Genomic DNA, 12,496 nt, shown 5'->3' with positions numbered 1-12,496 from the left:
GCGCTATGGCTCGACGGCTTCGCGCGGGCGCCGTCCGCGCGGCGGGCCCATCGCCGGAGACCCCTCGCCCATGTCCCTCGCCAGCCTCTCGACGACCTGGGCCCCGCGCCTCCTCAGCATCCTGCGCATCGTGGCAGGCCTGCTCTTCCTGGAGCACGGCACGCAGAAGCTGTTCGGCTTTCCCGTGCGGATGGGGGGCGGCGCGGCCCCCGCGATGATGTCGCTGCTGTGGTTCGCCGCCATCCTCGAAACCCTGGGCGGCGCGCTCATCATCCTGGGCCTGTTCACGCGGCCGGTGGCGTTCCTGCTCTCGGGCCAGATGGCCTTCGCGTACTTCATCGCCCACCACCCCAAGAGCCCGTTCCCGGCGCTCAACGGGGGCGATGCCGCGATCCTGTTCTGCTTCGTCTTCCTCTACCTCGCCGCCGCCGGCGCCGGCCCCTGGAGCCTCGACGCGCAGCGCCGCGGCCGGTTCTGAAGGCGGTTCAGGCGCTGAAGCGCCAGACGCTGCTGCGTTTGATCTCGGCGTCCTCCAGGGAGCGGCTCACCGGCACCGTGTAGGTGGCGAGTTCGGTGAGCCGGTCGCGCGGCAGGTAGGAGCGGCCGGGATCGCCCACCAGCACGGTGGCGCCGCCCGCGTGCAGGCCGGACAGCCAGTCCGTGACCCGGGCCGCGAGATCCCGCTCGTAGAAGATGTCGGCGGCGAGCACCACGGCGGAGCCCGGATCGGTGCCGATGAGGTCCCACGACACCGCCTCGATTTGCCCCGCCACGCCGTTGGCCGCCGCGTTGAGGCCGATGGCCGGGATCGCGAAGGGGTCGAGGTCGCTGGCCGTGACATGATCCGCGCCGGACCGCGCCGCCGCGATGGCGACGAGGCCCGAGCCCGAGGCGAAATCGAGCACCCGGCGGCCCGCCACGAGGCCGGGGTTGTCGAGGATGTAGCGGGCGAGCGCCTGCCCGCCGGCCCAGGCGAAGGCCCAGAACGGCGGCGGCAGGCCGATCGCCTCCAGCTCGTCCTCGGTCTTCTGCCACAGCTCGGTGGCCTCGTCGGCCACGTGCAGGACGATCTCGGGTGCGTGCGGCACCGGGCGCAGCCGGGTGTTGGCCCGGATGAAGGCAAGGGGATCGGCCGACGGCGTCATGCTGGCACGCTCCTCCTGGCATTTCATGCCCGGGCGAACTCGCCGTAGAGGGTGCCGGCGGCGGCCGAGAGCCGGTCCGCGCCCGCCAGTGCCAGCGCCGTATCGGCCGGATCGAGCCCCAGGGCGGCGGCCTCGGCCGCGGTCGCGCAGAGGTATCGGGTGGTCCGGGTGGCGAGGGGGCCCCGCAGCGCCTGGCGCAGGGCGAAGCGCGTCAGGCGCCCGGCGGCATCCGTGCGGGCGTTCAGGGCCGCGAGGTCGTCGGGCTGGTAGATCCGCGCCGCGATCCCCGACATGGCCGCGGCCGTGCCGCCGACCACGATCGCCCGGAGGCCGATGGCGTGGAGGAGGTCGGCTTCCAGGGCTTTCAGGATCCCGGCGAGCTGGCCCGCCTCGTAGCCCGCCGCCATCGGGTTGATGCGCGAGGTCCCCAGCGCGAAGGGCACCACCCGGGCGCCCGCCGCCTCGATCGCCCCACGATGGGCGTCCACCCGCGTCACCACCGTCGCGGACAGCCCGGCGGCCCGGGCCGCCGCGACCAGGGGGAGGTCGCGGGCGGCGAACCCGGCATCGTCGGGGGCAAGGAGGACGAGGCGCCGGGGCCTGGTGCCGGAAGCGGGATGATCCATCGGACGCGCTGTAGCACGCCCCCGCCGGAACAGCCCATGGCGGAACAGGGGATGGCGGAACAGGGGATGGCGCGACCCCGTTGACGGCCAACGAGACACCGTGAGGGACGGAACCGGAGCATGGCCACGGCGCGCGACGAAGAGGGCACGGTCGCCGACCCGCGCGACGCCGCCGAGGAGGCGGGCCTGCGCTACGTCGAGGACACGATGCCGGGGCTGACGCGCCGGAAGAGCGGGACGGGCTTCGCCTATCGCGACGCCCGGGGCCAGCCGGTGCGGGACGCGAAGACCCTGGCGCGCATCCGCGCCCTGGCGATCCCGCCGGCCTATACCGACGTCTGGATCTGCCCGCGGGCCAACGGCCATATCCAGGCGACCGGCCGCGACGCCAAGGGGCGCAAGCAGTACCGCTACCACCCGGATTTCCGCGCCGCCCGCGACCTCACCAAGTTCGAGCACGTCATGGCCTTCGCCGACGCGCTCCCGGCCATCCGCGCCCGGGTGGATGCCGACATGGGCCGGCGCGACCTCCCCCGTGAAAAGGTGCTGGCCACCGTGGTCCACCTCCTGGAGACCACGCTGATCCGTGTCGGCAACGACGATTACGCCCGCACCAACAAGAGCTTCGGCCTGACCACCCTGCGCGACCGGCACGCCCGGATCGAGGGTTCGGCGCTGACCTTCCGGTTCAAGGGCAAGAGCGGCAAGACCTGGGACCTCGGCCTCAAGGACCGGCGCGTCGCCCGCATCGTCAAGGCCTGCCAGGACCTGCCCGGCCAGGAGCTGTTCCAGTATCGCGACGCCGACGGCACCGTGCGCGACGTGACCTCGGCGGACGTGAACGCCTACCTGCGCGAGATCACGGGCCAGGACATCACCGCCAAGGATTTCCGGACCTGGGCCGGGACCGTCCTGGCCGCCCTGGCGCTGCAGGAATTCGAGGCCTTCGACAGCGAGGCCAAGGCCAAGAAGAACCTGCGCGCCGCCATCGAGGGCGTCGCCGCCCGGCTCGGCAACACGCCGACCATCTGCCGCAAGTGCTACATCCACCCTCAGGTGCTCGACTGCTACCTCGAGGGCGCGCTCCTGCTGCAGATCAAGGACGCGGTGGAGGACGAGCTGCGCGAGGACCTCGCCGGGCTGAAGCCCGAGGAGGCGGCCGTGCTCGGCCTGCTCCAGGCGCGCCTCGCCGAGGTGAAGGACGGCAAGGGCCGGGATCTCTCGGGCGCGCGGGCCGGGAAGACGGCCGGGAAGCGGCGCGCGACGGCATCGGAATCCCCACAGGGTCAGGCCGCCTGAGACGACGCTCGAAGACAGCTTGGCCTCGACGCATCACCCTCCCCCCCTCTGCGGGAGAGGGAGAGTCGCGGAGGGCATCAGCCATGACGACCCCGCTTCCCCCGTGTCGTTTGGGCACGCATCCCCGCCGGCACCAGGTCGCCCCCGAACCCGTTGGCGCCACGCGCTCACCAAGGATGAAACATCATGAAGGTCGCGGTCGTCACCGGGGGAACCGCCGGAATCGGGCTCGCCACCGCCCATCTCTTCGCCCGGCGGGGCTGGGCCGTGGCTGTCATCGCCCGCGATGCCGACCGCCTGCGCGACGCGGAGGCCGACCTGTCCGCCTACGGCCGCCCCGTCCTGGGGATCTCGGCCGACGTGGCGGACGCGGAGGCGATCGATGCCGCCGCCGAGCGGATCGAGCGGGAGTTCGGCCCGATCCGGGCCTGGGTCAACAACGCGATGGCGACCATCGTGAACCCGGCCGACCGGATCACGCCCGAGGAGTACCGGCGCGTCACCGAGACGACCTACCTGAGCCAGGTCTACGGGACGCTGGCGGCCCTGCGCCACATGAAGCCGCGCGACCGCGGCGCCATCATCCAGGTCTCGTCGGGCCTCGGCATCCGCGCCGCGCCGCTCCAGGCGCCCTACTGCGCGGCGAAGTTCGCGGTCTCGGGCTTCACCGACGCCCTCCGCTCCGAATTGATCCACGATCGCGTGAAGGTCTCCCTCAGCGTGGTCTACCTGCCCGCCGTCAACACCCCGCAGTTCAACTGGGCCCGCAACCGCACCGGCCACGGCCAGTACGCCCCCGATCCGGTCTACGATCCGCGCCTCTGCGCCGAGGCCATCGTCGCCACGGCCGACAACCCGAGCCGCGAGGTCTGGGTCGGCCACAGCACGGTGATGATGGCCGCCGCCCAGGCGCTGATGCCGGGCTACGCGGATGCGAAGGCCGCCACGATGTGGTCGGCCCAGCTCACCGACGAACCGGCCCCCGACAAGGCCGGCAACCTGTTCGCCCCGGTGCCCGGCCCTGTGGGCATCGACGGGCGCTTCTCGGACCGGACCAAGACGACGCGCAGCGCCTATTGGACGAGCCGCGACCGCGATCTCCTCGTCGCCGGCCTGACGGGCGTGGTGGCTCTCGGGCTGTTCGGGGTCGCGACCCTGGCCCGCGCGCCGCGCCGCCTGCTGCCGCGGCGCTGAGCCGCCCCGAGGCCGCACAACCCTGCGACCCGGTCGCCCGCCGCGAACCGGATGCAGCTTCGGCGTCTTCACGCTATAGCTGTTCCAGGGTCCCCTCCCATCGGGGGCCCCACATCGCATGAGGGTTTGCCATGGACGTCGACGCGCTCCTGCTTTCGCGCATCCAGTTCGGCTTCACCATGGCCTTCCACATCATCTTCCCTGCCTTCACCATCGGGCTGGCGAGCTTCCTCGCCCGCCTGGAGGCGCAGTGGCTCTGGACCGGCAACCCGATGTACCGGAACCTCTACCGGTTCTGGGTGAAGGTCTTCGCGGTCTCGTTCGGCCTCGGCGTCGTCTCCGGCATCGTGATGAGCTACCAGCTCGGCACCAACTGGTCGCGCTACTCCGACTTCACCGGCAACGTGCTCGGGCCGCTGATCCAGTACGAGGTGATCACCGCCTTCTTCCTGGAGGCCGGCTTTCTCGGGATCATGCTGTTCGGCTGGGACCGGGTCGGCGACCGGCTGCACTTCGTCTCCACCTGCATGGTGGCGATCGGCACCCTGATCTCGGCCTTCTGGATCCTGTCCGCCAATTCCTGGATGCAGACCCCCGACGGCTTCGTCGTCGAGAACGGCCGGGCCATCGCCACCGACTGGTGGAAGGTGATCTTCAACCCCTCCTTCCCGATCCGCTACGCCCACATGGTCCTGGGCTGCTTCCTCACCACGGCCTTCGCGGTGGCGGGCATGTCGGCCTGGATGATCCTGCGGGCGCGCAAGGAGCCGGCCGAGAAGGTGGCGGGCGCCCGGCTCTCGCTCTCCATGGCGCTCTGGTTCGCGGTGATCTTCACGCCGATCCAGATCTTCGTCGGCGACACCCATGGGCTGGCCGTGCTCAAGCTGCAGCCGACCAAGCTCGCGGCGATCGAGGCGAACTGGGACCGGCAGGACAACATGCCCCTGCTGCTCTTCGCGATCCCCAACATGGAGGCGGAGAAGAACGACTTCGAGATCGGCATCCCGCGGCTGGGCAGCTTCATCCTCACCCACGACTTCTCGGGCGTGGTGCCGGGCCTGAAGGACGTGCCGCGCGACCAGCGTCCGCCGGTCTGGCCGGTCTTCTATTCGTTCCGCATCATGGTCGCGATCGGCATGGCGATGCTGGGCCTGAGCCTGTGGAGCCTCTACCTGCGCTGGAAGGGCACGCTCTTCTCGAACCGCTGGTTCCTCAACGCGGCGATGCTGATGACCCCGTCCGGCTTCGGCGCGGTCCTGTTCGGCTGGTTCACCGCCGAGATCGGGCGCCAGCCCTACATCGTCTACGGGCAGCTGCGCACGGCGGACGCCCACTCGCCCCTGACGGTCAACGCCGTGACGACCTCCCTGGTCGCCTTCCTGATCGCCTACGCCTTCATCTTCGGGTTTGGCAGCTACTATCTGGCCAAGCTCCTGCGCAAGGGTCCGGAGCCGCTGGAGGAGGCCATGCGCGGCGGCGACGTGGCCCAGAAGCCCAAGCGTCCCCTCTCCGCGGTCAACGAAAGTCTGACTCCTGCCTGAGAAACGTCTTGCTCGCCTGAAAAAGGTCTTGCCCGCCTGAGAAACGTCTTGCCCGCCTGAGGGGCGTCGCGGCCCGGCTCAGAGCCGGGCCACGGACTCGCTCGCGTGCAGGCCCCGGGGGCGGTCGCCGCCCGTCGAACGGACCGGCGCGGCATCGACCACCGGCGTGAGGCCGAGGTGGCGGGCCAGGGCGACGAGGTCCTTGAGGCGCCCGGTCTGGGTCTTGCGGCGCAGGTTGAGGCGGTGGGTCTCCACCGTGCGCACGCTCAGGTTCAGGCGGCGAGCCACCTCCTTGTTGCTGAAACCGGCACTGAGGAAGCGCAGGATCTCGGCTTCGCGCGGCGTCAGGCTATCGGCCGGGGCCACCGGTGCCGCCTCGTCCCGGGACGATTCGGTCGGGCTGGCGGCAAGGGTGAGGAGGGCCCGGCAGATGTCGCGCGGCGTCGCCGAGCGGGCGATGAAGGCATCGGCGCCCGCCTCCACCAGCCGGGTCAGGAGGCCCGCCCGCAATACCTCGAAGCCGACGAGGACGGCGAGGCCCGGCGCCCTGCCCTTGAGCGCCGCGATCCGGCCGGCAAGGCCCGGCTCGGGCTCCCCCCCGACGAACAGCAGAGCGACCTTGCGTGACGGTCCGTCCGACCCGGGCGAGAGTTCCCCTTCGCTCAAGGTCTGCAGGCGCGGCTCATGCTCGATGACGGCGCGAAACGCGGGCTCAAGCCCGAGGGGCTCGCCGACGATCAAAACTCCCACGGCGTCATTCATGCCGCTACCCTCCCCATTGTCCCACCGCGACACACCGCGGCGTTCCCTGGGAGGTTCAGATCAAGTTTCGTTCCAGGGTTTTACTGGCCAAGGCTCGATCTGGATTCTGGTGCAATCCCCCGAACATTGACCAAAACCCACGGGAAATCCGGCGGTACTTTGGTAAACGGCCGCATCGCGCGACCGGGTCGGGAATGCGGGCGTTTCGCAACGGCACAGGGGAGCTGCCGGGTTCCCCCTCGATTCGAGACAGGTTCCGGCTCAGCCGGCCCGGGCCAGCACGAGGTCGGAGGCGGCGCTCACGACGCGGTTGCGCCCCGTCGTCTTGGCCTCGTAGAGGGCGATGTCGGCCCGCTTGAGCAGACCCTCGATGGTGTCGCCCTCCGACCATTCGCTGACGCCGAAGCTGCAGGTGAGGCGGATCGGGACCCGGCCGCCGCGGATGCGCAGGGCCTCCATCGAGCGGCGCAGGCGGGTCGCCACACCCTCGGCCTCCGTGCCAGAGCGGTGGGGCAGGATGATGCCGAACTCCTCGCCGCCGAGTCGGCCGACGATGCCATCGAGGGCGAGTTCCCGGCACACGGCCTGGATCGCCGCATCGCCGACGTCATGGCCGTACTCGTCGTTGATGCCCTTGAAGTGGTCGATGTCGAGGAGAATGGCCGACATCCTGCCGTGATCCCCCACGCGCTCCGCGGCATCCCGCGATTTCTGCAGGAAGGCGCGCCGGTTGAGCAGGCCCGTCAGCGAGTCCGTGTCGGCGAGGCGGATCAGTTCGCTCTGCATCGTGGTGAGGCGCTCGGCGGCCCGCAGGCGGGCATGCAGCTCCTCCGGTCCCGGCGGCTTCTCGATGAAGTCGTCGGCGCCGCTATCGAGGGCCTCGGCCAGGTTCCGGGCGTTCCGGGCCGAGGACATGGTGATGACGTAGAGGGGGCGATTGGCCTCGGCAAGCAGGCGGGCGGACCAGCACAGTTCGAGGCCGCCCAGCGGCCGGACCTCGAGGCTGGTAATCAGCACCCGGACCGAGCCGGTATTCTCCACGAAGTTGAGGGCCTCGGCGGAATCGGTGAAGGCCGAAACGGTGTGACCGTTGGGCTCGAGCAGCGCCGCGATCATCTTGAGGACGACCCGACTGGTGTCGACGAGGACGATATGCATGGCGCGGCCTGACCACCTTCACGGTTCTTGACCGGAAGGTGGCACGAACAGATTAACCGCTTGCGAAAGTCGGCGCGGAGTCTTCTTCCGGCGCTGCGCCCTAACGCTGCGTGATCTGGGCCGGCGAAACGCGGACGGGAATGACGCGGGCCCCTCCGCTCGTCTCGGCAACCGGGGCGGCAGCCTGGAACGGGCCGCCGCGGCCCCGGGCTCGCGTGGGCCCGGCAGCGTCCGACCAGCGCCCCTGTCGGCCGCGCGTCAGAACCCGGGAGCGGCCGGGGGCTGCGGCGCGGGAAGCGGAGGGCTGCCCCTCGATGACGTAGACCGTCGGCGTGCCGACCGAGGCACTGCGGATCCCCGCCACCGTAGGGATGCCGTAGGTCCCGTAGCCCCAGGCGCTGGGCACGAGTTCGCTCGGGCGGGGGAAACGGGTGAGCGGCGCACCGACATAGTCGCCATGGATCAGCGGCCCGCCATAGCCGTTCTCGTAGCCGGCATAGGGATAGCTGCCGTAGGCGAGGTCCTGGCCCTGCGCCGTGCCGGCCAGGCCGGAGAGCACCAGAGCACCGGCGAGGCCGGCCATGCCGAGGGAGATTCCCCTGCGCCACAGGATCTTCGAACGAGTGGTCATGCGACGCCGGACTCCCACGCTGGCCGATTCGAACGAGAACCGGCGGACGCCTCCGTCGTTCCCGAAATCCCGGCGGCCTTCAGCGTCGAAGAGTGCTTAGTCGGGCCCCCGAGGGGGACGGAGCAGCCTCGGCAGGCAGGCGACAAGGCTCACGATACGAAAAACCCTGCCTCGCGGCAGGGTCGGGTTCGCCGCGGTGCTCCCGGTCTCGCGCTAGCGGCAGGTGGTGACGCGACGAACGATCCAGCCCTCGCCCTCGACCCAGAGGCGCTTGCGCGAGCGGCTGCAATTGACCGACTCGTCTTCCGATTCGGTCACGGCCGCCACGGGGGTGACGGTGGGTGCAACCACGGAGGCCTTGCCCGGACCCTGGTCGGCGACCGGAGCCGCTAGGGCGCCGGAGACGAAAGCGCCCGAGAAACCGGCACCCGTCAGGAATGTCCCGGCCAAGACAAGAGTACCCGCGATGGCGGATACGCGCAGTCGATTCGCTACCATCGAAAAGTCTCGCTCGCACATCCCTCGGGGGATGTGCCCTCAACGTGTCAGGATCGTGCAACGGCGTGCGTTGCCTCTTGAACTGTTAAGTCGCGAGGGGCCGGAAGGGTTGCAGTCGCGAGGACCGGCCGATCATGAATCCTTGAGCGGGATTCGGTGTACGGCCCGGATGAATGCTCAGGGCAGCGCCGAGACCGAGATCATCGGCAGGCTGACCGCGAGCTGGGCCACGGTCGGGCGCGGCAGGGCACGGTGCGAGAGGACCAGGGCACCGAGCCCGAGGACGAGACTGAAGGCCAGGAGGCTCGTCTCGATGCCGCGATAGAACCCGTCCATCCCACACTCCCGGTGCGCCGACGCGAGGCCGAGATCGGGCTCGCACCACCATGGTCGGCCGGGAGTATGAGGGAATCGTAACCATCCCGGCTCATACCGGATCCTGGACCTGAGGGCTGGCCGGTTGATCCCTTGCGAATGGCGGATTTGGACTTCGCTCAAACGCCGCGAGGGCTTGCCGGATACGGGCTCCACGTTGATCGAGCGGAGCCCGTATCAGGCGCGCCCGAGGGGGATCATGCGGGCGAGATCGGGCTCGGGCGGCTGCATCAGGGCCGCCGCGAGGTTGGCCTCCAGCACGATGAGGTCGCAATCGGGATCCGGCTCCCAGCCGCAGCGGCAGCCCTGCGGCCCCTCATGGGCCTGGGCCACCTGCCGATAGAGGGCACCGACGACGCGGGCCGCCACCTCCAGCGCCGACAGGGCCGGCAGGGGCGCCCGGTTCAGGCTCTGCCAGAAGGCGCGGCGCAGGGCCTCGTCGAGATGGGCCTCGGGCGACGCGGGCTCGGCGCAGGCCGGCGCGGGGTGCGGTGCGGCGTCCATCCGCTCGTCCTGCCCGCTCATGCCCGGGCTCCCGAGGTCCGGTCGGACAGGCGTTCCCGCCAGTGGGCCGGCACCAGGGCGGGATCCGTTTCCGGAGCGCCCGCCAGGGCGTCGATGAGGTCGGCGAAGCGATGCAGCCGCAGGTCGAGGGCCGAGCCGTCCCACCAGGCGATCCGCACGGTGCCGCGCAGCCAGTCCAGCGTGCGTTCCATGATTCCGCTCTCCTCTCGCGATCCGCGTTCTGGAGAGAGGTTTGAAAGCTGAGTCTCCGCTTGGCAAGCAATTCTCGAAACATTGGAATAGGTTGAATCTTGCGATCGGCGGAGGATCTACTGTCTTCGATTTGGAAGAATTCCATACGTCGGGAAAAGCAGCGTCCTGGCCGGGGCTTGATCCTGCGACAGCGCGGGGCCGGGCGGTTCTCAGCCCCGGTAGGCCACGAGAATGGCCCCGGCCGCGATCAGGACGACGCCGATCCAGTTCGGCAGGGTGAGGCTCTCGCCGAGGAGAATCACCCCGAGGATCGCGATGAGCACGACGCTGAGCTTGTCGAGGGGCGCCACCCGCGCCGCATCCCCGAGGGCGAGGGCGCGGAAGTAGCAGAGCCAGGAGGCCCCCGTGGCGAGGCCCGAGGCCACGAGGAAGCCGACGCTGCGGCCCGGGATTGCCGCGAGGCCCGGCACCTGCCCGGTGGCGAACAGGATCGCGCCGGTGAGGGCGAGGATCACCACGGTCCGCACGAAGGTCGCCACGTCGGGAGGGACGCCGGTGACGCCGACCTTCGCCAGGATGGCGGTCAGCGCGGCGAAGACGGCCGAGAGCAGGGCCCAGAACCGCCAGGAGAGCAGCAGCGCGCTCAGCATCGCGACAGCCCGGCCGGTCTCACAGGATCATCCGCATGACCATCAGGCCGAGGAGCAGGCCGGCGAGCCCGAGGACCACCGAGCCCAGGATGTAGATGATGGCCGCCGCCATCTCGCCGCGCTCCAACAGGAGGATGCCTTCGAGGGCATAGGACGAGAAGGTGGTGAAGCCCCCGAGGACGCCGGTGGCGAGGAACAGCCGCATCGGCTGGCTGCCGCTGCGCATGGCGTACCAGCCCGCCAGCACCCCCATCAGGATCGAGCCCAGGATGTTGATGCCCATCGTGCCGTAGGGAAAAGCCGTGCCGAAGCGCAGGGCGGCCAGCCCGACGCCGTGGCGGGCCATGCCGCCGAGGCCGGCCCCGAGAAAGACGATGAGAAACCCCATGGCGGGTACGATCCCCCTGCAGCCGGCCGCCGGCCCGGCCCCACGCTGAGGATACGCAGAAAATTCGCGTGGTTCGCTGTCCCGGCCCGGCTTGCCCCCGAGGTCCACAGGGTCCGGACCGGATTTCGTCGCGGGGTCGGGCCGGCCCATCGCATGCCCGCTCGCCGAAGAGCGGGGACGGAGGCTCCCGGCAGGGTGCCGAACAGCGAGGCGGAAGATTTCTCCACACAATGCGTCGCGGTTTATCTGCGATTAACCAAGTTGCGGCTGAATAGGGCCAGTTAAGGTTGATGTTTTCCTAACAGGCACCTTTCACGACCCTCCTCTTCGCTTAACCTTTTCTTGAGGTCTGCAGAGATGGGGCTGTGCCAGTTCGGGAACTGCGTATCCGAGTTCGCCCGCATGAACGACGCTGTGTACCCGTCCGGCCGCCGCCTCCGCCGTCGCCGCCGGCCCCACGGGCCGATGCTCCTGCGGACCTCCGCCGTGGCGCTCCTCTGCGCCGCCTTCCCGCACCTGACCGCGCCGGACACGCCCGTCCCGGCCGGTCCGGGACGGCCGGTGCTGGCGACCGCATCGGCGCCGAGCGCCTCTGCCTGGATGCTCGATCCGACGCCGGCCCTCGGCCCCGCAGCCCGGGGTCTGGCCCAGGCGGCCCCGCTCAGCGCCGCCCTGGTGCCCCCCGCGGGTGCGGCCCGGACGACGCTGGCGATGGCGGCGCCGCGCCCCGCGCCCGCCCCGGCCGCCAGCCCGGCCCGGACCGCGCAGGCGCTGCCCCAGACCATCCCGCTGCCGGTGCCCCGCCCGGCCGGCCTGGTGGCCCAGGCCGAGCCGGCCCGCCTGGCGCTCCGCTCGGCCCCCGCCCTGCGCGCGCTGGCCACCCGCCGGACCCAGGTCGCCCGTGCCAGCGCCGAGGCCGCGGCCGAGCGCTCGTTCTTCGACACGGTGTTTGGGACGCGCTCCGCGCCGGAGCCCGAGGCGGCGCCGCGGACCACCCTCGCCTACGCGGCGGTGGACCCGAGCGTCGATCCCGGTCCGCGCCGGGTGATCGAGAGCAGCCCGGTGGTCGGCGCCGGCACGGCCGTCTACGACATCACCGCCCGCACCGTGACCCTGCCGAGCGGCGAGCGGCTCGAGGCCCATTCCGGCCTCGGCGAGAGCATGGACAACCCGCGCCATGTCCACCGCCGGATGCGCGGCTCGACCCCGCCGGGCACCTACGACCTCACCGAGCGCGAGGCGCTGTTCCACGGCGTGCGGGCGATCCGCCTCAACCCGGTGGGCGGCAGCGCGGCGATCCACGGCCGCGACGGCATCCTGGCCCACACCTACATGCTCGGCCCCAGCGGCGCCTCGAACGGCTGCGTCTCGTTCCGGGACTACAACCGCTTCCTCCAGGCCTTCCTGCGCGGGGAGGTCCGCCGCCTCGTCGTGGTCGCCGGACGGGGCGATGCCGGCCCGACCTTCGCCGAGCGCCTGTTCGGCCGCGCCACGCGCTGAGAAAAGAGCCGC

At 70.8% G+C, this 12,496-nt stretch carries 16 protein-coding genes; 5 read left to right on the top strand and 11 right to left on the bottom strand.

The window, feature by feature from the left end:
• Nucleotides 1-70: 70 nt before the first annotated feature.
• Complete coding sequence (locus ASF20_RS18510) at nucleotides 71-478, top strand: DoxX family protein (protein ID WP_056218242.1); 408 nt, start codon at nucleotides 71-73, stop codon at nucleotides 476-478.
• A 7-nt stretch (nucleotides 479-485) separates the two neighbouring features.
• Here ASF20_RS18510 and ASF20_RS18505 read toward each other — a convergent pair whose 3' ends face one another.
• Together ASF20_RS18505 and ASF20_RS18500 are read right to left on the bottom strand one after the other, a co-directional pair.
• The gene (locus ASF20_RS18505) at nucleotides 486-1,145 is read right to left on the bottom strand and encodes a methyltransferase (protein WP_056276547.1); all 660 of its coding nucleotides are present in this window, start codon (nucleotides 1,143-1,145) and stop codon (nucleotides 486-488) included.
• Between the two features lie 23 nt (nucleotides 1,146-1,168).
• Nucleotides 1,169-1,771, bottom strand: a complete 603-nt coding sequence (locus tag ASF20_RS18500; RefSeq protein ID WP_056276544.1) for a hypothetical protein — start codon at nucleotides 1,769-1,771, stop codon at nucleotides 1,169-1,171.
• Between the two features lie 120 nt (nucleotides 1,772-1,891).
• Between ASF20_RS18500 and ASF20_RS18495 the strand changes: the two genes are divergently transcribed.
• The 3 genes from ASF20_RS18495 to ASF20_RS18485 all read left to right on the top strand — a co-directional run bounded on the left by ASF20_RS18495 (nucleotide 1,892) and on the right by ASF20_RS18485 (nucleotide 5,805).
• Nucleotides 1,892-3,070, top strand: a complete 1,179-nt coding sequence (locus ASF20_RS18495) for a DNA topoisomerase IB (RefSeq protein ID WP_056218251.1) — start codon at nucleotides 1,892-1,894, stop codon at nucleotides 3,068-3,070.
• A 186-nt stretch (nucleotides 3,071-3,256) separates the two neighbouring features.
• A complete protein-coding gene (locus tag ASF20_RS18490; protein ID WP_056276541.1) occupies nucleotides 3,257-4,264 on the top strand; it encodes an SDR family oxidoreductase in 1,008 nt (335 codons plus the stop codon).
• 131 nt (nucleotides 4,265-4,395) lie between these two features.
• Complete coding sequence (locus ASF20_RS18485; RefSeq protein WP_056218257.1) at nucleotides 4,396-5,805, top strand: cytochrome ubiquinol oxidase subunit I; 1,410 nt, start codon at nucleotides 4,396-4,398, stop codon at nucleotides 5,803-5,805.
• A gap of 78 nt (nucleotides 5,806-5,883) precedes the next feature.
• Here ASF20_RS18485 and ASF20_RS18480 read toward each other — a convergent pair whose 3' ends face one another.
• From ASF20_RS18480 to crcB, 9 genes are all read right to left on the bottom strand, one after another.
• On the bottom strand, nucleotides 5,884-6,567 hold the full coding sequence (locus tag ASF20_RS18480; protein WP_056276539.1) for a response regulator transcription factor: 684 nt from the start codon (nucleotides 6,565-6,567) through the stop codon (nucleotides 5,884-5,886).
• 261 nt (nucleotides 6,568-6,828) lie between these two features.
• A complete protein-coding gene (locus ASF20_RS18475) occupies nucleotides 6,829-7,725 on the bottom strand; it encodes a diguanylate cyclase (protein ID WP_056276536.1) in 897 nt (298 codons plus the stop codon).
• A 100-nt stretch (nucleotides 7,726-7,825) separates the two neighbouring features.
• Nucleotides 7,826-8,356 (bottom strand): hypothetical protein, encoded by a 531-nt coding sequence (locus tag ASF20_RS18470; RefSeq protein WP_056276532.1) that lies wholly within the window; start codon nucleotides 8,354-8,356, stop codon nucleotides 7,826-7,828.
• A 213-nt stretch (nucleotides 8,357-8,569) separates the two neighbouring features.
• A complete protein-coding gene (locus ASF20_RS18465) occupies nucleotides 8,570-8,854 on the bottom strand; it encodes a hypothetical protein (protein WP_244472726.1) in 285 nt (94 codons plus the stop codon).
• A 177-nt stretch (nucleotides 8,855-9,031) separates the two neighbouring features.
• Nucleotides 9,032-9,190 (bottom strand): hypothetical protein, encoded by a 159-nt coding sequence (locus ASF20_RS24670; protein ID WP_200917574.1) that lies wholly within the window; start codon nucleotides 9,188-9,190, stop codon nucleotides 9,032-9,034.
• A 216-nt stretch (nucleotides 9,191-9,406) separates the two neighbouring features.
• The gene (locus ASF20_RS18460) at nucleotides 9,407-9,733 is read right to left on the bottom strand and encodes a hypothetical protein (protein ID WP_056276749.1); all 327 of its coding nucleotides are present in this window, start codon (nucleotides 9,731-9,733) and stop codon (nucleotides 9,407-9,409) included.
• 17 nt (nucleotides 9,734-9,750) lie between these two features.
• Entirely contained in the window at nucleotides 9,751-9,945 is a 195-nt protein-coding gene (locus ASF20_RS18455; RefSeq protein WP_056218269.1) for a hypothetical protein, read from the bottom strand.
• A gap of 210 nt (nucleotides 9,946-10,155) precedes the next feature.
• On the bottom strand, nucleotides 10,156-10,593 hold the full coding sequence (locus ASF20_RS18450) for an EamA family transporter (protein ID WP_056276746.1): 438 nt from the start codon (nucleotides 10,591-10,593) through the stop codon (nucleotides 10,156-10,158).
• A gap of 22 nt (nucleotides 10,594-10,615) precedes the next feature.
• Nucleotides 10,616-10,984: a fluoride efflux transporter CrcB gene (gene crcB / locus ASF20_RS18445; RefSeq protein WP_056218272.1), complete on the bottom strand. Its 369-nt coding sequence runs from the start codon at nucleotides 10,982-10,984 to the stop codon at nucleotides 10,616-10,618.
• Nucleotides 10,985-11,386: 402 nt separating this feature from the next.
• Here crcB and ASF20_RS18440 point away from each other — a divergent pair, with 402 nt between their 5' ends.
• Nucleotides 11,387-12,484: a DUF2778 domain-containing protein gene (locus tag ASF20_RS18440; RefSeq protein ID WP_056276744.1), complete on the top strand. Its 1,098-nt coding sequence runs from the start codon at nucleotides 11,387-11,389 to the stop codon at nucleotides 12,482-12,484.
• Nucleotides 12,485-12,496 lie beyond the last annotated feature (12 nt).

This window comes from Methylobacterium sp. Leaf88 (assembly GCF_001422795.1).
In the GTDB taxonomy this organism is placed as follows: domain Bacteria; phylum Pseudomonadota; class Alphaproteobacteria; order Rhizobiales; family Beijerinckiaceae; genus Methylobacterium.
This window is presented reverse-complemented; position numbering and strand designations above follow the sequence as displayed.

Excerpts from the sequence above, each read along its gene's own strand:
- ASF20_RS18510 (WP_056218242.1), top strand. The coding sequence starts at position 71 with ATGTCCCTCGCCAGCCTCTCGACGACCTGGGCCCCGCGCCTCCTCAGC.
- ASF20_RS18505 (WP_056276547.1), bottom strand. The coding sequence starts at position 1,145 with ATGACGCCGTCGGCCGATCCCCTTGCCTTCATCCGGGCCAACACCCGG.
- ASF20_RS18500 (WP_056276544.1), bottom strand. The coding sequence starts at position 1,771 with ATGGATCATCCCGCTTCCGGCACCAGGCCCCGGCGCCTCGTCCTCCTT.
- ASF20_RS18495 (WP_056218251.1), top strand. The coding sequence starts at position 1,892 with ATGGCCACGGCGCGCGACGAAGAGGGCACGGTCGCCGACCCGCGCGAC.
- ASF20_RS18490 (WP_056276541.1), top strand. The coding sequence starts at position 3,257 with ATGAAGGTCGCGGTCGTCACCGGGGGAACCGCCGGAATCGGGCTCGCC.
- ASF20_RS18485 (WP_056218257.1), top strand. The coding sequence starts at position 4,396 with ATGGACGTCGACGCGCTCCTGCTTTCGCGCATCCAGTTCGGCTTCACC.
- ASF20_RS18480 (WP_056276539.1), bottom strand. The coding sequence starts at position 6,567 with ATGAATGACGCCGTGGGAGTTTTGATCGTCGGCGAGCCCCTCGGGCTT.
- ASF20_RS18475 (WP_056276536.1), bottom strand. The coding sequence starts at position 7,725 with ATGCATATCGTCCTCGTCGACACCAGTCGGGTCGTCCTCAAGATGATC.
- ASF20_RS18470 (WP_056276532.1), bottom strand. The coding sequence starts at position 8,356 with ATGACCACTCGTTCGAAGATCCTGTGGCGCAGGGGAATCTCCCTCGGC.
- ASF20_RS18465 (WP_244472726.1), bottom strand. The coding sequence starts at position 8,854 with ATGGTAGCGAATCGACTGCGCGTATCCGCCATCGCGGGTACTCTTGTC.
- ASF20_RS24670 (WP_200917574.1), bottom strand. The coding sequence starts at position 9,190 with ATGGACGGGTTCTATCGCGGCATCGAGACGAGCCTCCTGGCCTTCAGT.
- ASF20_RS18460 (WP_056276749.1), bottom strand. The coding sequence starts at position 9,733 with ATGGACGCCGCACCGCACCCCGCGCCGGCCTGCGCCGAGCCCGCGTCG.
- ASF20_RS18455 (WP_056218269.1), bottom strand. The coding sequence starts at position 9,945 with ATGGAACGCACGCTGGACTGGCTGCGCGGCACCGTGCGGATCGCCTGG.
- crcB (WP_056218272.1), bottom strand. The coding sequence starts at position 10,984 with ATGGGGTTTCTCATCGTCTTTCTCGGGGCCGGCCTCGGCGGCATGGCC.
- ASF20_RS18440 (WP_056276744.1), top strand. The coding sequence starts at position 11,387 with ATGAACGACGCTGTGTACCCGTCCGGCCGCCGCCTCCGCCGTCGCCGC.